The sequence below is a fragment of the Paenibacillus sp. Y951 genome, from assembly GCF_056786395.1.
This window is the reverse complement of record NZ_JBXCIY010000005.1, coordinates 235,802-256,317: the sequence shown is the minus strand read 5'-3', so window position 1 is coordinate 256,317 and position 20,516 is coordinate 235,802. Positions and strand designations below refer to the sequence as shown.

The following is a 20,516-nucleotide window of genomic DNA, read 5'->3' as shown; positions in this document are numbered from 1 at the left end:
AATGGCAATCATTCGATTTTGATGATACATTACGTTTATAGGATGCGGGTTCAATCGAACCCGCATCCTTTATTTTGTGCAGGTAATAAAATTTGGAGGTGGAACACTATTAGCAGAGAACATCAAATCAATGACGAAATCCGCGCTCGTGAGGTTCGTCTAGTTGGTCCAGAGAGTGAACAACTTGGTATTAAGCCAATACGTGAAGCGTTACAAATGGCAATTGAAATGAATCTTGATCTTGTGAATGTCGCTCCGACAGCAAAGCCGCCAGTATGTCGCATTATGGACTATGGTAAATTCCGTTATGAGCAACAGAAGAAAGAAAAAGAAGCACGTAAAAACCAGAAGGTTATTGATCTTAAAGAAGTTTGGTTCCGTGCAAACATTGATGAACATGATTATCAAACTAAATTCCGCAATGTTGTGAAATTTTTAGGCGAAGGCGATAAAGTAAAGGCTTCTGTTCGTTTCCGTGGTCGTGAAATTGCACATGCTGATTTAGGGAAAAAGATTTTAGATCGTTTGCAAAAAGAGGTTGCCGAAATATGCAATGTTGAGCGCGCTCCTAAGCTTGAAGGCCGGAGCATGATTATGATTTTGGCACCAAAAAGCAGTACCTAATCTTATGTATAACTTTTAAGGAGGATAACACAATGCCCAAGATGAAAACGCACAGCAGTCTTAAAGACCGCTTCAAAATTACTGGTACAGGTAAAGTTAAACGTTACAAAGCTTACAGAAACCATTTACTTTCTCACAAATCAGGACGTCAAAAACGAGTTCTTGCTGGTCAACCGTTGATGGCAGCTGGCGACGTTCGTCGTATTCAGCAAGGTCTTTCTAATCTTAAATAATTATTGAACAATAAATCGATTATACAATCAGGAGGTTTCTATTCATGGCAAGAGTCAAAGGCGGATTTGTCCGCACACGTCGTCGTAAAAAGATTCTTAAATTAGCTAAAGGTTACTTTGGTTCGAAACATCGCTTATTTAAATCGGCTAAGGAGCAAGTTGGGCATTCATTAATGTATGCTTACCGTGACCGCCGTAACAAAAAACGTGATTTCCGCAGACTTTGGATCGTTCGTATCAATGCTGCAGCACGTATGAATGATATTTCTTACAGCAAATTAATGCATGGTTTGAAACTTGCAGGCGTTGAAGTTAACCGTAAAATGCTAGCTGAGCTAGCAGTTAACGATATTGCATCATTCAATGCTCTAGCTAAAGTTGCGAAAGAAAAAGTTAGCGCGTAGTCGTTAACTTCTATATAAAGGCTCTAGTTTATCTCTTAGATGGGATAATTAGAGCCTTTTTTGTTGTATGGACGGACAAACATACAGTCCTGTCCGTGGCAAAATGCATAGACTACCTTATCTAACTTAAGGAGGTGTCTTATTCAGTGAGTAACTTAGCCAAGAAGGATTTTGAACAGTATGTAGGTCAACACATATATGTTGAAAAAGCGGATGGAACGAAGGTCAAAGGAAAACTTGTTGCAGTAGACGGTAATCGGATTTTTCTAGCGCCGCTTTCAATGAATAAAAATAAAAAACAAAATAAAAAAGTTGAGACTAAATTTTTATTTTGTTTTTTTATTATCGGGATTATTGCGGTTGGACTATTAGCAATCCTTGTTTGTTCATGCTGTGGAGCACGTCGTGGACGCTGTGGCTGTGGTTGTTCGTTCCGACGTCGTCGACCATGTGGCTGCAATAGATGTAGAGGTAGAAGTAAAAGAAGAAGAGTTCATAGAAGTCGTCGCTATGCATAAAAACTGACGATTTAAGTTAAACTAATAAAAGAATAGTGTAAGGTTATTGACGTATGTGTTTAATCGTCATATAATAATGAAAAGCAATATCCAATGTATATTTTTACTATTTACGATATAAAGAAATAGGCAATGATGAGGAAGAAGTATTTAGGGCTCTACTGCTCAGAGAGTGTTGGATTAGCTGGAACCAACACCGGAATCCCTATATTACGAAGTCACCTCGGAGCTATTTCCCTGAAATTTTTAGATTAGGGGAATTCGCAGGGCAAGCGTTAAAGTGCCAATGGTAGGATGTCCTATGTTTATTTACATACGACTCCAACCTGCAGAGGTTATCTATTGAGAAATAGATAACGAATTTGGGTGGTACCACGGAAGATCAACCTTTCGTCCCTGTACACTTTCATGAAAATGATGGTGACAGTGACGGAAGGTTTTTTTGATTTTTCGAGAGGAGGAATACAAATGACAACAACAAATGTGACAACGAAATCAAGAGAAGAGCTAATCGAGAAGTTTTCTAAGCCAGAGGTAATTTCAGGTTCTGAGATTTTACTACGGAGCTTATTGCTTGAGGGAGTAGATTGTGTATTCGGATATCCAGGTGGTGCAGTTCTCTATATATATGATGCAATGCATGGAAATCCAGATTTCAATCATTTATTAACAAGACATGAACAAGGAGCAATCCATGCAGCTGATGGTTATGCTCGTGCAAGTGGTAAAGTTGGTGTGTGTATTGCAACATCTGGCCCAGGGGCAACAAATCTTGTAACAGGTATTGCAACAGCGTACATGGATTCTACACCATTGGTAGTTATTACAGGTAATGTAATGAGTACATTAATCGGTACTGATGCTTTCCAAGAGGCTGATATTACAGGGATTACAATGCCGATTACGAAGCATAGTTATTTGGTTCGGGATGTTGAAGATTTGCCAAGAGTTATTCACGAAGCATTTCATATTGCCAATACTGGTCGTAAAGGTCCCGTGTTAATTGATATTCCGAAGGACGTATCTGCTGCGAAAACATTGTTTAAGCCAGTGAGTGAAGTGAATATTCGTGGCTACAATCCAACGGTATCACCCAATAAGCTTCAAGTTGATAAAATGATTAAAGCGATCCAAGAAGCGAAACGTCCTCTTATCCTTGCAGGTGGCGGTGTAGTCTACTCCGGTGCACATGAAGAACTACTTGAGTTCGTTATGAAAACTGAGATTCCGATTACAACGACATTACTAGGATTAGGCGGCTTCCCAAGTGGTAATGACTTATGGTTGGGTATGCCAGGTATGCATGGTACCTACACTGCTAATAATTCGATTCAAAAAGCGGATTTGCTAATTAATATTGGTGCTCGCTTTGATGATCGTGTAACAGGTAAGCTAAGTGGCTTTGCTCCACTTGCGAAAATTGTTCATATCGATATAGACCCAGCTGAAATTGGTAAAAACGTGCATACACATATTCCGATCGTTGGAGATGTTAAGACGGTACTAGAAATTGCTAATCAAACAGCAGTTCGTGCAGATTTAGCGGATGAGTGGAGAACGGAACTACTCGCATCCAAAAACGCACATCCGTTCAAGTATATCGATTCAGATACAGAGCTTAAGCCGCAATGGGTTGTTGAATTAATTCATGAAACAACAAATGGTGATGCGATTGTTACAACTGACGTTGGTCAACATCAGATGTGGGCCGCTCAATATTATAAATTCAATAAGCCTCGTTCATGGGTAACTTCAGGTGGTCTAGGAACAATGGGCTTTGGTTTCCCATCGGCAATAGGTGCGCAAATGGCTAATCCAGATCGTCTAGTTGTATCAATCAATGGTGACGGTGGTATGCAGATGTGTGCGCAAGAGCTAGCTATTTGTGCGATTAACAATATTCCTGTTAAAGTTGTTATTCTGAATAACCAAGTGTTAGGTATGGTACGTCAATGGCAAGAGCTTATTCATGGAAATAGATTTAGCCATATTGACTTGGCTGGTAGTCCAGACTTTGTTAAGCTGGCTGAAGCTTATGGAGTGAAGGGCTTCCGTGCAACGAATAAAGAAGAATCTCGCAAAGTTTGGGAAGAAGCGATGAACCATCCTGGGCCTGCAGTAATTGAGTTTGTTGTACGTCGTGATGAGAATGTATATCCGATGGTTGCTCAAGGTAGCACAATCGATCAAATGATTATGGGGGATGCAGAATGAAGAAACATACTGTCGCTGTAATTGTTAACGATCAGCCAGGCGTTCTGCAACGTGTGTCTGGTCTGTTCGGAAGACGTGGATTCAATATCGAAAGTATTACAGTTGGTGCCTCTGAAGAGGTAGGTTTGTCTCGTATGGTTATCGTTTCTTCTGGCGATGACCATACGCTTGAACAAATTATTAAACAGCTTTATAAATTAATTGATGTAATTAAAGTTATTGATTTGAGTGCGAATGCAATGGTATCTCGCGAGTTAGCATTAATTAAAGTTAATGCTGAGCCAGCATCACGCCCTGAAGTTCTTGGAGTTGTTGATACATTCAGAGCATCGGTTGTCGATATCGCTACACATTCCTTAATGGTACAAGTTGTTGGTGATACTGAAAAAATCGATGCAATGATTGAATTACTTAAGCCATACGGTATTCGTGAGGTGTCGAGGACTGGTGTAACCGCTCTTAATCGTGGCAACAAGCTTTGATCACGAAGTGCCGCTTCGTAGCTTAATCGGCATCGAATCTTGAACGTAGCTTCACCTCTTGGGTGCGCACGTACCAATAACGTACGCTTACGCTCCAAGAGTCTTGCTTCGTCCAACCTTCTCGGTGCTGAAAGCTTTGACTGCTCCGAAGTTTTGAATGCTTCAAAGAATGATTAGCTAATTCGGACCTTGCAATTGGCTTCTCCAATTTCTTGGCGGTGGGGTTTGAATGCTGTAAAGAATGGGTAGCTTACTTGGACCTCGCAATTGTATTTTCCAATTTTTTGGTGTTGGAGTGTCTGACTGCTTTAAAGTATGGTAAGCTTATTCAGGTCTTGTAATTGGTTTCTACAATTTCTTGGTGTTGGAAGTTTTGGCTGCTTTGAAGTATGATTAGTTTATTCGGTCTCGTCATTGGACTTGTCCAATTACTTTTGTTAGAGGATTTATACTTAATTATTTTTACCCCTATTTGAACGGGGATGTGAGGGGAAGACTATTCTTCGTCTTACATACCCGTTCAAAAGGGTCACATTAAAGGAGGCAATTATAGAAATGGCAGTTACTTTATATTATGAAAAAGATGCAAACTTCAGTATTTTAGATGGTAAAACAATCGCGGTTATCGGTTACGGTAGCCAAGGTCATGCTCAAGCGCAAAACCTTCGTGATAGCGGTGCAAAAGTTGTTATCGGTCTTCGTCCTGGTAAATCAGCTGACGTTGCGAAAAAAGACGGTTTTGAAGTGCTTACAGTAGCAGAAGCTACTAAAATCGCTGATATTGTACAAATTCTTCTTCCTGACGAGACTCAAGCTCGTGTATACAAAGAAGAAATCGAACCAAACCTTAAAGAGGGCGCTGCAATTATGTTCTCTCACGGTTTCAACGTTCACTATGCACAAATCAAACCGTCTGCTGATAAAGACGTATTTCTAGTAGCTCCAAAATCTCCAGGTCATATGGTTCGTCGTACGTATGAAGAAGGTTTTGGTGTTCCAGGTCTAATCGCTATCCACCAAGATGCTACTGGTAAAGCAAAAGAGCTAGGTCTTGCTTATGCTAAAGGTATCGGCTGTACTCGTGCAGGCGTTATCGAAACTACTTTCAAAGAAGAAACAGAAACTGACCTATTCGGTGAGCAAGCTGTTCTTTGTGGTGGTGCTTCTGAGCTAGTTAAAGCTGGTTTTGAAACTCTTGTTGAAGCTGGTTATGCTCCAGAAATGGCATACTTCGAGTGTCTACATGAGCTTAAATTAATCGTTGACTTGATGTATGAAGGTGGACTTGCTACTATGCGTGATTCCATCTCCAATACAGCTGAATACGGTGACTATGTAAGTGGTCCTCGTGTTGTAACAAGCGAAACTAAAGTAGCTATGAAAGCTATTCTTGCTGATATTCAATCAGGTCGCTTCGCACGTGATTTCATCCTTGAAAACCAATCTGGTTTTGCAATGATGAATGCTACTCGTCGTAACGAGAGCGAGCACCAACTTGAAACAACTGGTAAAGAACTTCGTAAACTTATGCACTGGATCAAAAAATAATTAATTTTCGGATTGATGTTTGAATAAGTCATTGCATACTGTTTCATCCATAAAAAGCGCGAATGCGGGTAATACTGCTTCGTGCTTTTTTATTTGTTCTATTATAGTTATAACCTATAAAGTTGATAGCTTTTATATCTTTGTCAAAGGAAATGAATTGTGGTTAAATGAAAGTATAATTATTATAGTATTATTCGAAATCAATTCATAAACAATAGTATGAGGAGTGTTAACGATGTCTGAAGTTAAAAAAATCGCCGTTCTTGGCGGAGATGGTATTGGTCCAGAAGTAGTTGGAGAGGCTTTGAAAGTATTGAAAAAAACGGAGGAGCTTTTTGGTTACAAATTTGAAACTGAAGAGGCTCTATTCGGTGGTATCGCAATTGACGAAAAAGGTACTCCGCTACCACAAGAAACATTGGATCTATGTCAAGCATCCGATGCAGTACTATTAGGAGCTGTTGGTGGTCCGAAATGGGATAGTAACCCTGGTAATCTTCGTCCAGAAACTGGGCTTCTAGGTATTCGTAAAGCACTAGGCCTTTTCTCTAATATCCGTCCAGCTACTGTATTTGATTGTTTGAAAGATGCATCAACATTGAAGCCAGAAGTGCTTGAAGGTACTGATCTAATCGTAGTTCGTGAACTTACTGGTGGTATTTACTTCGGAGAAAAATTCCGTCGTGAAACTGAATTTGGTATCGAAGCAGTAGATACTTGTGCATATAACGAGATGGAAATTACGCGTATTGTTCGTCAAGCATTCGATATCGCTATGACTCGTGACAAACGCCTTGCATCTGTAGATAAAGCAAACGTTCTTGAAACTTCTCGTCTATGGCGTGAAGTTGTTATCAAAATTTCTGCGGAATATCCAGAAGTTGAACTAGAGCATATACTAGTTGATAACTGTGCAATGCAGTTACTTCGCCGTCCATCTAGCTTTGACGTTATCGTAACGGAAAACATGTTTGGAGATATTCTATCTGATGAAGCAGCAATGCTTACAGGTTCAATCGGTATGCTTTCTTCTGCTTCACTAGGCGAAGGTAGCTTCGGGCTATACGAGCCGGTACACGGTTCTGCACCTGATATTGCTGGACAAGGTATTTCTAACCCAATCGCAACAATACTTTCTGTAGCATTGATGTTCCGTCTTACATTTGGCTATCATGAAGCAGCACAATCGATTGAGGATGCTGTGAAAGAAGTACTTGATGCTGGTCACCGTACTGGAGATATAGCAGTTGATAAGGAACAAGCCATTGGAACAACAGCAATGGGCGATCTAATTATTGCTGCAATGAAAAAATAAATATATCTGCAATTAATAAAAATACATTGTTTTAAAGAGGAATTTAGAGAGGTTTACTTCTCTAAATTCCTCTTTTTTTTGTTCTTTGTAATCTGCATTACATACTATTAGTGATAAATAGGTTAAATTTTAATAAAGAAGACATAGGCATATCAGTTGATGACAGTGCTATGAATAATGTGTGAATCGAAGGGAGTAAGATAGTAGTGATAATTAAAAATGAAATGCGAAACGAGTTAATAGGTGGATATAACAAGATGAAAAAGAGAATGTGCGTTTTGTTAGTTTTTATATTGATGGCCTCTATTGCATTTGTTGTCCCCGTTTCAACAGCTGTGGAAAATAAGCAAGGAAAGGTAACGAATACACCAATTTATGTAGATGGTGAGAAAGCCAAGCAGGATATCCTTTCAATTTCTAATGAAAATCGATTATATTTACCGCTTCGTGCGACTTCACAGCTACTTGGGTTGAATGTTCGCTGGAGTCAAGCAGATCAAGCAGTATACATTACGACTAGCTCCGCATCGGTTACTACATCCGCTATTAATGGAACTGGACTTAAAGCAGGATCGACAATTTCAGGAACAGTATCTAATGCTACTATTTTTGTAGATGGCAAACAGATTCAGCTAAAGGATAGCAATGGTAATGCGACACCACCTCTATCGTTCCAAGGTAGTATGTACTTGCCAATTCGAACGCTTGCCACTTCTCTAGGGTTAGAAATCGCTTGGGATGGTATTAATGGACAAGTCAATATTAACACTCAATCAGCTGGTAAAAAACCAACAGATGAAAAGGGTGAGCAGGGCGAGCAAGGTGTCAAAGGAGATAAAGGAGACAAAGGGGATAAAGGAGATAAAGGAGATACCGGTTCCTCAGGTTCTACAGGGGCAACGGGATCAGCGGGATCGCAAGGGAATGAAGGAGATACGGGAGCAACAGGCCCGGCAGGATCACAAGGAGATAAAGGAGACAAAGGCGTTGCAGGACCGCAAGGAGATAAAGGGGACCCAGGCGTAGCCGGAGCTAAAGGAGACAAAGGCGCAGCAGGGGTAAAAGGAGATAAAGGGGACCCAGGCGTAGCCGGTACTCAAGGTGAAAAAGGTGACACTGGTGCAACAGGCGTGGCAGGTACTCAAAGTGAAAAAGGTGACACTGGTGCAACAGGCGCAGCAGGTACTCAAGGTGAAAAAGGTGACACTGGTGCAACAGGCGCAGCAGGTACTCAAGGTGAAAAAGGTGACACTGGTGCAACAGGCGCAGCAGGTACTCAAGGTGAAAAAGGTGACACGGGAGCAACAGGCGCAGCAGGTACTCAAGGTGAAAAAGGTGACACTGGTGCAACAGGCGCAGCAGGTACTCAAGGTGAAAAAGGTGACACGGGAGCAACAGGCGCAGCGGGGGCAAAAGGAGATAAAGGTGACCCAGGCGCAGCAGGGGCAAAAGGAGACAAAGGCGATTCAGGCGCAGCAGGAGCAAAAGGAGATAAAGGCGATGCAGGCGCAGCGGGGGCAAAAGGAGACAAAGGCGACCCAGGCGCAGCAGGAGCAAAAGGAGATAAAGGCGATGCAGGCGCAGCAGGGGCAAAAGGAGACAAAGGCGACCCAGGCGCAGCAGGAGCAGAAGGGCCTCAAGGAGACAAAGGCGACACGGGCGCAATTGGACCAGCAGGCCCACAAGGTGAGTCTGGAAGTAACTCCATTCCTTGGGCGAATGCTGTAACGCAAAATACAGCCGTTTCTGTCACTTCAGATGGAGTAAAAATACCTTGGCCGAGCGCTTCACTGAATACAACTAACTATACTCATTTATCGGACGGTATAGAAGTTAAACAAACTGGCTTTTATTATATTACCTATCATGTCAATTTGACTGAGGCAAAGAGCATTGGAACACGTCTGCTTATAAATGATTTTTCATTATTAACTTCTACGATTCCTTTAGGTCATGCTCAAGCAAGCTATTCAGCTACTGTGATAGAGTATATTACTGCAGGGAGTAAGATTTCGCTTCAATTGTATGGAGCTTCAGAGGTTGTGAACTTGGTAAGTCAAGGTCAAGGCGCTTCAATATCTATTTTGAAGGTTAGTTAACTGACCTAACTAATGACATTATTAATAATAAAAAGGTCATCATTATGTGAAATAATGATGACTTTTTTAGTTTATTTATAATGATTACAAATAAATATTACTTATAATCTTGACACTAGTCTTTTGTAATGATAATATTTATCAGTGAGCATTATTATGGTTTTCACGGAAAACTACATGATAATAAATAGATAGGATATGAGGAGGAATTTATTATGGCTGAACGTTTGGTAGGTCTTCAAGCACCTAATTTTACAATGGAAACTGCACTTGGTGATGGTTCTGATTTTGGAACTGCTTCACTTTCTGATTACAAAGGAAAATGGTTAGTATTTTTCTTCTACCCACTAGATTTCACTTTTGTATGCCCGACTGAAATTACAGCAATAAGTCTTGCATATGATCAATTTAAAGCACTGAACACTGAAGTTCTTGGTGTTTCTATCGATAGTAAGCATACTCATAAAGCTTGGATTACTACTCCAGTTGAGAGCAATGGTCTTGGACATTTGAACTTCCCATTGGCTTCTGACATTACGAAGAGTGTTGCAGCTGATTATGGTGTTCTTATTGAAGAAGAAGGCGTAGCATTACGTGGTCTATTCATTATTGATCCAGAAGGCGAAATCAAGTATCAAGTAGTTAACCACAATGATGTTGGACGTAGCGTTGAAGAAACTCTTCGTGTACTTCAAGCACTTCAATCTGGTGGACTTTGCCCAATTAACTGGAAACCAGGACAAGCTAACCTTCAAGGTTAATTAAAACAGTTAATTAATACAAAAGATCATTTATCGATTGTCAATTTGACAACGGTAGATGGTCTTTTTATTTTTGTATTATATGACTGATCTAAGTGTGGATATTACTACAAAAGGCAACGCTAAATTGCCTTTTGTAGTGGTACAGTTTAGAATGAGAAAAGGAATAATTCACAGAAAAATTTCATTTGATAAGAAGTAGAGAAAAGCGTTGGAGGTTAAAAGATGACAACTTATACATATGGCAATAAAGAGCAGCCATCAGATGCATTATTATTGCTAGTTAATAAGCAACAATTACAACAATTGAAGCAAGGTGCGCCGATTGCAGGAAATGCACTTGATCAGCATATTTTATCAATGTTTGAAAATGAACAATTTAGTGCAAAAGCGAATCAAGTTGCTGTTATTGCTACGTTAGGTTTAATTAATGAGCGATATTTGTTGCTTGCAGCTTATAGCGAGGAAGATGGAGCAGATGGATTACGTGAGCTATTTGCAGCTATTGCGAAACAAGTGAAGTCATTACGACTTGCTTCTTTGTCACTATCACTGAATAATGCGGAATTAGAGACAGCGCTATCAACTCAAGGTACACATCATAGCGTACAAGCGATGATCGAAGGGTTACAATTAGCATTATATGAGCGTACAGTAATGAAGAAAGAAGATCAGAAATTTTATAATTTGCAGGTTTTAAACTTTGTACTTAATGATTCACAGCTTGCCAATGTCGCTATGTATGAAGCAGCGGTTAATGAAGCAGAGCATATGGTACAAAGTGTAAAACTTGCTCGTGACTTGACGAATATGTCAGGCAATGATCTGACACCAGAACGACTTACTTTTTATGCTGAACAATTAGCCGACGAATTGGAACTGGATATTGAAGTGCTGGATGAGTGGACATTGGCTGAAGAAAATATGGGAGCTCTGCTTGGTGTTGGTCAAGGTAGTGTTAATCCACCGAGAATGATCGTTATTCATTATGAAGGTGATCCTTCTTCAGATGAAAAATGGGGTCTCGTTGGTAAAGGGATTACATTTGATACAGGTGGTATTTCCTTGAAACCTGCTGCAAACATGGAAGAAATGATTTCTGATATGGGTGGTGCGGCAGCTGTGCTTGGTGCATTACGTGCCATTGCTTCGATGAAATTAGCAGTCAATGTTGTCGTTGTCATTCCAACAGCAGAAAATATGCCTAGTGACCGTGCCTTGAAACCAGGCGATATTATTACAACGATGAGTGGATATACGGTAGAAATCGTTAATACCGATGCCGAAGGTAGATTAGTATTGGCTGATGGGATGACGACCGCTATTAAGCGAGGAGCTACGAAACTAGTTGACGTCGCTACGTTAACGGGGGCTGTTGTAGTAGCACTAGGGACAGAAGCCACAGGTGCGATTACGAATAATGAGCAGCTAATGCAACAAGTAATTGCTGCATCTACTAGAAGCGGAGAACGGGTATGGCAGCTTCCTGCATATGCTGAATATAAGAAGCTAATCCGCAGCGACGTTGCTGATTTGAAAAATAGTGGTGGCAGACATGGAGGTACCATTACAGGTGGTCTATTCGTTGGACATTTTGCTCAAGGAAAACCATGGGTACATCTAGATATAGCTGGTACTGCCTTTTTGAGCAACTCTCGCAAATGGGAAACAAAAGGTGCAACAGGCGTAATGGTGAGAACACTTTATCAATTAATATCTGAAAATGATTGAGAAATGGACAGAAAGGTCGATATCGGTTGAATCCATATGGATAATCGATGAAACCGATGCCAAAATAGCGGTTGAAGCCTTTTCATTAATGTACTAGAATATAGAGAAGTTACGATACTGTGACAAACAGTAGTGTACTTCTCTTTTCAATATAAGTGTTAATGCACTTATAATAATATCAAGATCTAAAAGTATAGAGAGGGTGGAATAAACTGCAATGAGCATCCATGATGAGCGCAACACTTCTCCTTGGAAGAGTTACTATGGTCATAACTATGGTTATGTGCAGGAGCAATATGAGCTTTATTTGCAAGACCCGAATATGGTCGATCCTTCCGTTCGTGAATTATTTGTCCTTTGGGGGGAACCACCAACTGATTTTTCTACACGTGGAGCGCAATCTTCTGTAGCGAATTCTGGAGTTAATGCTTCAAGAGCGTCACTCGTAAGTAGTAACATCCCGTTAGACAGTAATTTATTGCAAAAGGTTGTAGCTGCTCACCAATTGATGTTGAATATTCGTCGTTATGGACATCTAGGTGCAGATATCAATCCTCTTGATCTAAGTCCTAAAGCTGATACGAAGCTGTTGGAACCGAAAACTTTTGGCTTAACTAAGCATGATCTTGAAGCCATTCCAGCAAAATTAATATGGAATAATGCTCCTGCTAATATTGCTAATGGTTGGGAAGCTATACTGCGTTTACGTGAAATCTACGCACGTTCTGCTGCCTATGAATTTACTCATATTCATGACGAACATGAACGTGATTGGTTATTTGAAAAAGCTGAATCTGGATCTTTCCCTGCTCCACTTTCCGATCGTGAGAAAGAAGCATTGCTAGAGAGATTACTACAGGTTGAGTTATTTGAAAACTTCATTCACAAAACATTCGTTGGTCAGAAGCGTTTTTCTATCGAAGGTCTAGATATGCTAGTTCCTGTACTAGATGAAATTGTGAGAGCTGTGGCACATGATGGTGCACAGCATATTTTGGTGGGAATGGCACATCGTGGGCGTCTGAATGTACTTGCCCACATACTTGGAAAGCCGTATGAGCGTATTTTTGCGGAATTCCAAAACTCACCTAATAAAGCACTTGAAAGCGCTAAAAACTTAAATTACGGATGGACAGGTGATGTTAAGTACCACCTTGGTGCTGATCGTACAGTGCGCGAAGGTGAAACGGTACGAGCTAATATTACACTTGCTAATAATCCATCACATTTAGAATTTGTTAATCCAGTGGTAGAAGGCTTTACAAGAGCCGCTCAAGAGGATCGTTCCAAACCAGGTTATCCTAAGCAGGATCCTCATGCCGCAGTAACGATTTGCGTTCATGGTGACGCTGCGTTTATCGGCGAAGGTATTGTAGCTGAAACACTTAACTTTAATAATTTGGACGGTTATAGTAATGGCGGTACTTTGCATATTATCGCTAACAATCGTCTAGGGTTTACAACGAATAGTCAAGATTCTAGATCGACTTATTATGCTAGTGACTTGGCGAAAGGCTTCGATCTTCCGATTGTTCACGTAAATGCGGATGATCCAGAGGCTTGTCTTGCTGCGGTTAGATTAGCATGTGAGTATCGTTTACGCTATAACAAAGGCTTCGTCATCGATCTAATCGGCTACCGTCGCTACGGTCATAACGAGATGGACGATCCAGAAGGAACGCAACCGTTGATGTACAGCAAAATCCGTAACCATCCTACAGTTAGTACGATTTATGCTAACGAATTGGTAGAGCGTAATTCTATGACTAAGGAACAGGTAGCAGGCTTACGTGGTCGTACATTGGATGTGCTTCAAAATGCGTATGCAACGATGAAAGCTAATGAAGGACAAAAGAAAGAAAAACGTGAAAAGCCAGAAGGCTTTACTGTTCCAGAAGATGTGAAAACATCCGTAGTGATGGAGCAATTACGTGAAATCAATCTTGAGATGCTTAATCGTCCTGAAAGCTTTACCGAATATAATAAGCTACAAAAGATTTTACAACGTCGTGCTGTAAGCTTGAATGATGGGGAAAAGGTTGATTGGGCACATGCTGAAGCGTTAGCATTTGCTACAATATTGGCTGATGGTACTCCGATTCGGATGAGTGGTCAAGATGTCGAGCGTGGAACATTCTCACATCGTCATATCGTCTTGAATGATAATGTAAATGCCCAAAAATTTTCGCCATTACATTATATTCCGCAAGCTAAAGCGTCGTTCTCTATTCATAACAGTCCACTTTCTGAAACTGCTGTTCTAGGCTTCGAATATGGTTATAATGTATTTGCGCCAGAGACATTAGTGATTTGGGAAGCTCAATATGGTGACTTTGCAAACGTTGCACAAGTAATATTTGATCAATTCATTGCAGCTGGTCGTGCAAAATGGGCGCAAAAATCTGGTATTACGATTCTTCTACCTCACGGATATGAAGGTCAAGGTCCAGAGCATTCTAGTGCACGCCTTGAGCGTTTCTTACAGCTATCAGCTGACAATAACTGGACAGTTGCGAATCTAACAAGTGCATCACAATACTTCCACTTATTACGTAAGCAAGCAGCAATGCTAGGAAGTGAAAATGTTCGTCCATTAGTGCTTATTGCGCCGAAGAGCTTAATTCGTAATCCTCGTGTCGCTGCACATGGTGTTGAATTTAGCGAAGGCTCGTTCAAGCCAGTGTTGCCACAGTTCAGCTTAACAGAAGCAAAGGCTGATCGTGATAAAGTGAAACGTATCGTATTCGGAACAGGTAAAGTTATGGTTGATCTTGAAGAAGCACAATCATCTTCCGCTCCTACCGATTATGAATGGTTAAGAATTGCACGTATCGAGCAACTATTCCCATTCCCAGAGGCTGAGATTGAGCGTATCGTTAAGCTTTATCCGAAGCTAGAGGAAATTATATGGGTACAGGAAGAACCGAAAAATATGGGATCATGGCTATTCATGGATCCAAGATTACGTGCGATCGCTCCGAAAAATGTAACAGTGAATTACATCGGACGTCCTGATCGCGCTAGTACAGCTAGTGGACATCAAGAGGTTCATGTAAGAGAACAACAAGCAATTATTTCATCTACTTTGAATGGGCAGCCATTTGAATCGAATATTGTAAGGGGGTAAGCTACTAATGGCAGATATTATTGTACCAGAATTAGGAGAATCGATCTCAGAAGGAACGATCTCGAAATGGTTCGTCAAAGTTGGCGATACTGTTAATCAAGGAGACGTACTACTGGAGCTAGAAACGGATAAAGTTAATATCGAAATTAGTGCTGAGAGTAGCGGTGCAGTACAGGCAATTGCGAAGCAGGACGGTGAGGTTGTACTAGTAGGCGAAGCCATTGGTTCGATTGGTGGGGCATCTGCTGCCGCTGTACCAGCACCAGCGACGGCAGTAGCGGCTCAGCCGTCAGCGCCAGTAGTAGCAGTAGCAATGACTGAATCGGTAGCTGCAGCGTCAGGAAGCGTTAATGCGTCTCCTGCGGCTCGTAAGCTTGCTCGTGAGCAAGGTGTTGATCTAACTCAAGTTCAAGGCAAAGATGCAATCGGTCGTATCTACCCTGAAGATGTTCGTTCACATCAGGTTCAACCTACAGCTGCGCCAGCGCCAATAGCTGCTCCTGTAGCCAACTCAACACCAGCTTCTGTGTCAGCAGACGGCAAAGCGGTTGAACGTAAACGTATGTCTCGTCGTAGAGCAACAATTGCTAAGCGACTAGTTGAAGCTCAACAAACAGCAGCCATGCTAACTACATTTAATGAAATTGATATGACGGCTATTCTTGATCTTCGTAAACGCCGTAAACAGTCGTTCTTTGATAAAAACGATGTTAATCTTGGATTTATGTCCTTCTTCACGAAGGCTGTTGTCGGTGCATTGAAGGCATTCCCAATGTTGAATGCTGAGATTGACGGTGAAGATATCGTGATGAAGAAATATTTCGATATCGGTATTGCTGTAGCTGCCAAAGAAGGTCTAGTTGTTCCAGTTGTACGTGACGCAGATCGTATGGGCTTTGCAGAAATTGAACGTAATATTGGCGAGCTTGCTAAGAAGGCACGAGCTAATACATTGACGTTGAACGACCTACACGGTGGTAGCTTCACAATTACAAATGGTGGAGTATTTGGATCATTGCTGTCTACTCCAATCTTGAATACACCTCAAGTTGGTATTCTAGGTATGCACAAAATTCAACTTCGTCCCGTTGCGATTGATGCAGAACGTATGGAAAATCGTCCAATGATGTATCTTGCATTATCATACGATCACCGTATCGTTGACGGTAGTGAAGCGGTTCGTTTCTTAGTTACAATTAAAGAGTTGCTTGAAGATCCAGAGCAATTACTTCTTCAAGGATAGTTATTAAACTTACAAAATTCAAAAAAACCTCTTGGTGATTACTAAATCCGAGAGGTTTTTTGAATTTTATGGCAAATACTATAGTAAGGAAGCAGTAAGGAGGATGACATGAATATTCAATGTGATCAACATAATACGAATGAATACCGTGAACAATTACATAAAGATGATAATTATGGACGCGCAGTTGAATTAAGCTCAATAGGTGAACAAAGATTTGAAGAAGGACAAGAACCAATGATGTATGCTAATTCAGAACAGGAAAGTATTAATCATTTTGAAGAATTGATTAAAGAACAGCCTAATTTTTATCAGAACTTAATGGATCATGTTGTCGCGGGCGTATTCGTTGTATACGACCATAGAATCATTTATGTTAACACTTACTTTGCACAGCTACTAGGTTATGCTGTTCATGAAATGATTAATTGCCAGATGGAGCTTTTTATCGAAGAAGAGGATTGGTTATTACCTCAAACATTTGATGAAGTGCTAGATAAGGAATATACGAAGCGTCAAATTATTCGTTGGCATGGGAAGCATAAAAACAAATCGACGGTTTACTTGGAAGGCAAACGAACAAGAATGATTCATCATGATCAATCCTATTACTTGTCAACAGTGCAAGATGTGACGATTAAGTATGAGAAAGAACGTGAACTCATTCGTAATGCCAAAATGTATCAGCGTATGTTAATGACGATACCGGAACCGATATTTATAACGGTAGATACTGCTATTGTATTTGCCAATCGCCATGGACTAGATTTACTAGGTAAACGGCATGTTAGCGGATTATCAGATCAATTGTTTACCGATCATTTTATTGAAGTAGAACGTGAAGAAGTGTTAAAAGATTTTCAAAGTGCGCTTTCATTAGAGGAGGCAACAGCATTTCGCAAACAGCAAATGTGCATCGGTGATCAGATCATCGAGGTCGAGCTTTCGAGCGTGAAAATTGAAAATTATATTGGTAGGACGGCGATATTAACTGTATTGCGTGATCTGACAGAGCGACGGCAGGATGAAGAACGCCTCATACGTTCTGAGAAATTATCGGTTATTGGTCAACTAGCCGCAGGTGTTGCCCATGAGATTCGTAATCCATTGACGGCATTGAAAGGATTTACCCAGCTGTTGCGTAATAAATATATGGAGCATAGCTACTATTTTGACATTATGGGTACTGAAATTGATCGCATCAACCTTATTGTGAATGAATTTATGACTTTAGCGAAGCCCCACTACAATTCCTTTCAATTCAACGACATAGAACATATATTGCAAAGTGTACTGTCCATTCTAGATACTCAAGCTATGCTACTAGGTGTAGAAGTTAATTTTCAGACTGAGAACGATATGCCCAAATTATATTGCAACGAAAATCAATTGAAGCAAGTGTTTTTAAATGTAATAAAAAATGCTTTTGAAGCAATGCTCGAAGGCGGGACTGTAGCGATTTCAGTACGCTTTGAGTCTTCCGAACAACTGATACATGTGAAAATACAAGATGAGGGCGATGGGATGCCAGAAGATGTTATGAAGCGTATTGGCGAACCGTTCTTAACGACCAAAGAAAATGGAACAGGATTAGGGCTGATGGTTAGCTCGCGTATTATCGAGGAGCATAAAGGGACGATGCTTATTTCGAGTCGGCCTGGTGAAGGTACTCTGATAGACATCCAACTCCCCTTGTAACCGACCGCTTGTGATCACGATGATTATGCTGACGCAGCGTACTCGGCATCGAATATGCCATTCATCGCTAGCTGTGTTGCTCGTGTACCAATAACGTACACTCCGCTACTCGCGTCACTAGCTTCATGTCATCTTCTCGGTGCTGACAAGCGATCTACGCTCCGAAGTAAAGCGGAAAAGCTGTAGGTGATGCTCCGGTGTTGCCTCCTAGTTCACTTTCTGTATGAAAGTGAACAGACTCGCAGATTCACGCTGGCTGTCCGCGCAACGATTATGGGAATTATAAGGAATAAAAAACCATTAAGCGCTTTGCTGCTTAATGGTTTTTATCGTGGGTATTGTATTGTTTGCGGAACTGCTCAGCGGTTACTCCGGTAACTAGCTTGAACGATCTTGAGAAGTGTGCGGGATGCTTGAAGCCAACTTCATAGCTAATATCTGTTATAGTGCTGATCTGCTTGATAAGTAATACTTTGGCAGCGTAAATGCGACGTTCTAGCATATACTGAAAGATTGTTGTTCCCGTTACTTCTTTGAATGATTTACTAAGATAAAATTTATTGAGATGAAGCGCTTCCTGGATATGTTGCAGCGATACATCTTCACTATAGTGTTCTTCTATATATGAAATGATATTTTGAACATGGGTTTCCTTCGTTGAAGCATGTTGATTTTGCTGGATATCCTGCAGTGGTTGCTGGCATTGTGTGTAGATTAATAGCATTAGCTCTAGTAGCACGATATGACTTCGCTCTATGGCGAATGGCTCTGCGCTTTGCTGCAGCAGCACTAATTTATGGAGAAGAGTTTCTAATTCTATGCGAACGGGCTCGATGAACGATAGTCGGATATTTTTTAGTTTATGAAATGGCATTAGCAGATCGGGTACAAAGCTTGGTTGCATATGTTGTTTGAAATAAAATGGATCGAAATGAATAATGGTTCGTTCATAACAATCCGTTTGTTCTAAATGGGCTTTATGTAATGTCATTCCGTGCATAAGAATCATATCTCCTGATTCTAGTTTGTAGATGCGATCATTAATAAGGTAATTAACTTTTCCTGCATGAAAATAGTAAATTTCATAGGTGGCATGGGTGTGATACGTCAAGTGATTAGGAATATTGTTATGATAGTTTATTGTGAATGGTATAAGATGTGTTGTGTTTGACAAATCCGATTCACCTCAATCATTGTATTAACTTAAATTATACACCAACTAGAGTTAATTGCATGTTGAAATCGATTAACGGTGATGAAGTAATGGATAGCTGGTAATGCTAACATACAAGTATGCTAGTGAATATTGAGGCTCAGGCTTCCGAAGCAACTTTTCTGTACCGAGAAGTTACTCCAAGGAGCCTAGAAAAGTTTTAGGAGGTTTATTATGTCAAAAGTTAGAATCGGAATTATTGGTTTAGGTAATATGGGTAAAGGTCATATTTCATATATTCGTAATGGAGTGGTAAGTGGTGTAGAACTTACTGCTGTCTCTGATGTTAATGAGGGAAGTCGCTTATGGGCAAGTGAGACATTAGGTGAAGCTGTTCATGTATATAGCGATCCTTACGAGTTGATTGCCTCTGATGTAGTGGATGGTGTTATTATTTGTACGCCGCACTTCTCACATCCCGAATTAGCGATTGCTAGCTTTAAGCATAATAAACATGTGCTGCTAGAAAAGCCGGCTGGAGTATATACGAAGCAAGTCCGCCATATGAATGAAGCGGCAGAGCAAAGTGATGTTGTATTTAGTATGATGTACAATCAACGAACGAATCCTCTCTATCGGAAGCTGAAGCAACTAGTCGATAGTGGTGAGCTAGGCGAAGTAAGACGTACGAATTGGATTATTACAAATTGGTATAGATCGCAAAGCTATTATGATTCAGGGACATGGCGTGCTACATGGGGTGGTGAAGGCGGCGGGGTATTGCTCAACCAAGATCCACATCAGCTTGATCTATGGCAATGGACGGTAAGTATGATGCCTCAGCGTCTACGTGCGTTCTGTTACTTCGGGAAAAATCGTAATATTGAAGTGGAAAATGATGTGACCGCTTTCGTGGAGTATGAGAATGGTGCTACAGGTGTCTTCGTAACGACGACAGCAGAAGCGCCTGGAACGAACCGCTTCGAGGTTGTTGGGGATCGCGGTAAAGTCGTGATCGAAAATGGTAAATTAACATTTTATCGATTGCTAGAATCAGAGTCTGAATTCAATGCACGCTCGACGGAGCCGTTTGCTCAGCCTGAATGCTGGCAAATCGATATACCGATCGAAGGTAGCAATCCAGATCATGCGGGAATCACACAAAATTGGGCTAATGCGATATTGCATAATGAGCCGCTAATTGCACCTGGTGTAGAAGGTATTAAAGGTCTTATGCTCGCTAATGCGATGTTATTGTCTACATGGGAAGATGATTGGGTACAGTTTCCGATTGACGAGGACAAATACCTTGCTCATTTAGAAGAAAAGATCGCAAAATCAAAATTTCAGGGGTGATGATATGGAA

At 40.8% G+C, this 20,516-nt stretch carries 17 protein-coding genes and 1 other annotated feature; of the genes, 15 read left to right on the top strand and 2 right to left on the bottom strand.

Annotation, left to right across the window (positions count from 1 at the left end):
- Nucleotides 1-42 precede the first annotated feature (42 nt).
- The 6 genes from infC (at nt 43) to ilvN (ending at nt 4,475) form a co-directional block, all read left to right on the top strand.
- Entirely contained in the window at nt 43-624 is a 582-nt protein-coding gene (infC, locus tag AC1TPB_RS09690) for a translation initiation factor IF-3 (protein WP_482061624.1), read from the top strand.
- 32 nt (nt 625-656) lie between these two features.
- Nucleotides 657-857: a 50S ribosomal protein L35 gene (rpmI, locus tag AC1TPB_RS09685; protein WP_251666071.1), complete on the top strand. Its 201-nt coding sequence runs from the start codon at nt 657-659 to the stop codon at nt 855-857.
- A gap of 44 nt (nt 858-901) precedes the next feature.
- A complete protein-coding gene (rplT, locus tag AC1TPB_RS09680; protein ID WP_482061623.1) occupies nt 902-1,261 on the top strand; it encodes a 50S ribosomal protein L20 in 360 nt (119 codons plus the stop codon).
- 146 nt (nt 1,262-1,407) lie between these two features.
- The gene (locus tag AC1TPB_RS09675) at nt 1,408-1,779 is read left to right on the top strand and encodes an LSm family protein (RefSeq protein ID WP_482076281.1); all 372 of its coding nucleotides are present in this window, start codon (nt 1,408-1,410) and stop codon (nt 1,777-1,779) included.
- Nucleotides 1,780-1,902: 123 nt separating this feature from the next.
- Nucleotides 1,903-2,180, top strand: a binding site (T-box leader).
- A gap of 67 nt (nt 2,181-2,247) precedes the next feature.
- The gene (gene ilvB, locus AC1TPB_RS09670; protein ID WP_482076280.1) at nt 2,248-3,993 is read left to right on the top strand and encodes a biosynthetic-type acetolactate synthase large subunit; all 1,746 of its coding nucleotides are present in this window, start codon (nt 2,248-2,250) and stop codon (nt 3,991-3,993) included.
- Nucleotides 3,990-4,475 (top strand): acetolactate synthase small subunit, encoded by a 486-nt coding sequence (gene ilvN / locus AC1TPB_RS09665; RefSeq protein WP_482076279.1) that lies wholly within the window; start codon nt 3,990-3,992, stop codon nt 4,473-4,475. Before ilvB ends, ilvN begins: the two co-directional genes overlap by 4 nt.
- 22 nt (nt 4,476-4,497) lie before the next feature.
- Here the strand turns inward: ilvN and AC1TPB_RS09660 are convergent, their stop codons facing one another.
- Nucleotides 4,498-4,641 (bottom strand): hypothetical protein, encoded by a 144-nt coding sequence (locus tag AC1TPB_RS09660; protein WP_482076278.1) that lies wholly within the window; start codon nt 4,639-4,641, stop codon nt 4,498-4,500.
- 389 nt (nt 4,642-5,030) lie between these two features.
- On the opposite strand from AC1TPB_RS09660, the gene ilvC reads away from it, so the two are divergent.
- The 8 genes from ilvC (at nt 5,031) to AC1TPB_RS09620 (ending at nt 17,997) form a co-directional block, all read left to right on the top strand.
- The gene (gene ilvC, locus AC1TPB_RS09655) at nt 5,031-6,023 is read left to right on the top strand and encodes a ketol-acid reductoisomerase (RefSeq protein WP_482061619.1); all 993 of its coding nucleotides are present in this window, start codon (nt 5,031-5,033) and stop codon (nt 6,021-6,023) included.
- Nucleotides 6,024-6,258: 235 nt separating this feature from the next.
- Nucleotides 6,259-7,338, top strand: coding sequence for a 3-isopropylmalate dehydrogenase (leuB, locus tag AC1TPB_RS09650; protein WP_482076277.1), 1,080 nt, complete (start codon nt 6,259-6,261; stop codon nt 7,336-7,338).
- A 257-nt stretch (nt 7,339-7,595) separates the two neighbouring features.
- Nucleotides 7,596-9,437, top strand: a complete 1,842-nt coding sequence (locus AC1TPB_RS09645; protein ID WP_482076276.1) for a BclA C-terminal domain-containing protein — start codon at nt 7,596-7,598, stop codon at nt 9,435-9,437.
- 215 nt (nt 9,438-9,652) lie between these two features.
- Nucleotides 9,653-10,198, top strand: coding sequence for a peroxiredoxin (locus tag AC1TPB_RS09640; RefSeq protein WP_482076275.1), 546 nt, complete (start codon nt 9,653-9,655; stop codon nt 10,196-10,198).
- Between the two features lie 225 nt (nt 10,199-10,423).
- Nucleotides 10,424-11,929: a leucyl aminopeptidase gene (locus AC1TPB_RS09635; RefSeq protein ID WP_482076274.1), complete on the top strand. Its 1,506-nt coding sequence runs from the start codon at nt 10,424-10,426 to the stop codon at nt 11,927-11,929.
- A 217-nt stretch (nt 11,930-12,146) separates the two neighbouring features.
- Nucleotides 12,147-15,056 (top strand): 2-oxoglutarate dehydrogenase E1 component, encoded by a 2,910-nt coding sequence (locus AC1TPB_RS09630; RefSeq protein ID WP_482076273.1) that lies wholly within the window; start codon nt 12,147-12,149, stop codon nt 15,054-15,056.
- A gap of 7 nt (nt 15,057-15,063) precedes the next feature.
- Entirely contained in the window at nt 15,064-16,299 is a 1,236-nt protein-coding gene (gene odhB, locus AC1TPB_RS09625) for a 2-oxoglutarate dehydrogenase complex dihydrolipoyllysine-residue succinyltransferase (RefSeq protein WP_482076272.1), read from the top strand.
- Nucleotides 16,300-16,407: 108 nt separating this feature from the next.
- Nucleotides 16,408-17,997 carry an ATP-binding protein gene (locus AC1TPB_RS09620; RefSeq protein ID WP_482061612.1) on the top strand — a complete coding sequence of 530 codons (1,590 nt, stop codon included), beginning with the start codon at nt 16,408-16,410 and terminating at the stop codon, nt 17,995-17,997.
- A gap of 316 nt (nt 17,998-18,313) precedes the next feature.
- On the opposite strand, the gene AC1TPB_RS09615 is transcribed toward AC1TPB_RS09620, so the two are convergent.
- Nucleotides 18,314-19,171 (bottom strand): helix-turn-helix transcriptional regulator, encoded by an 858-nt coding sequence (locus AC1TPB_RS09615; protein ID WP_482076271.1) that lies wholly within the window; start codon nt 19,169-19,171, stop codon nt 18,314-18,316.
- Nucleotides 19,172-19,384: 213 nt separating this feature from the next.
- On the opposite strand from AC1TPB_RS09615, the gene AC1TPB_RS09610 reads away from it, so the two are divergent.
- Nucleotides 19,385-20,506 carry a Gfo/Idh/MocA family protein gene (locus AC1TPB_RS09610; RefSeq protein ID WP_482076270.1) on the top strand — a complete coding sequence of 374 codons (1,122 nt, stop codon included), beginning with the start codon at nt 19,385-19,387 and terminating at the stop codon, nt 20,504-20,506.
- Nucleotides 20,507-20,516 lie beyond the last annotated feature (10 nt).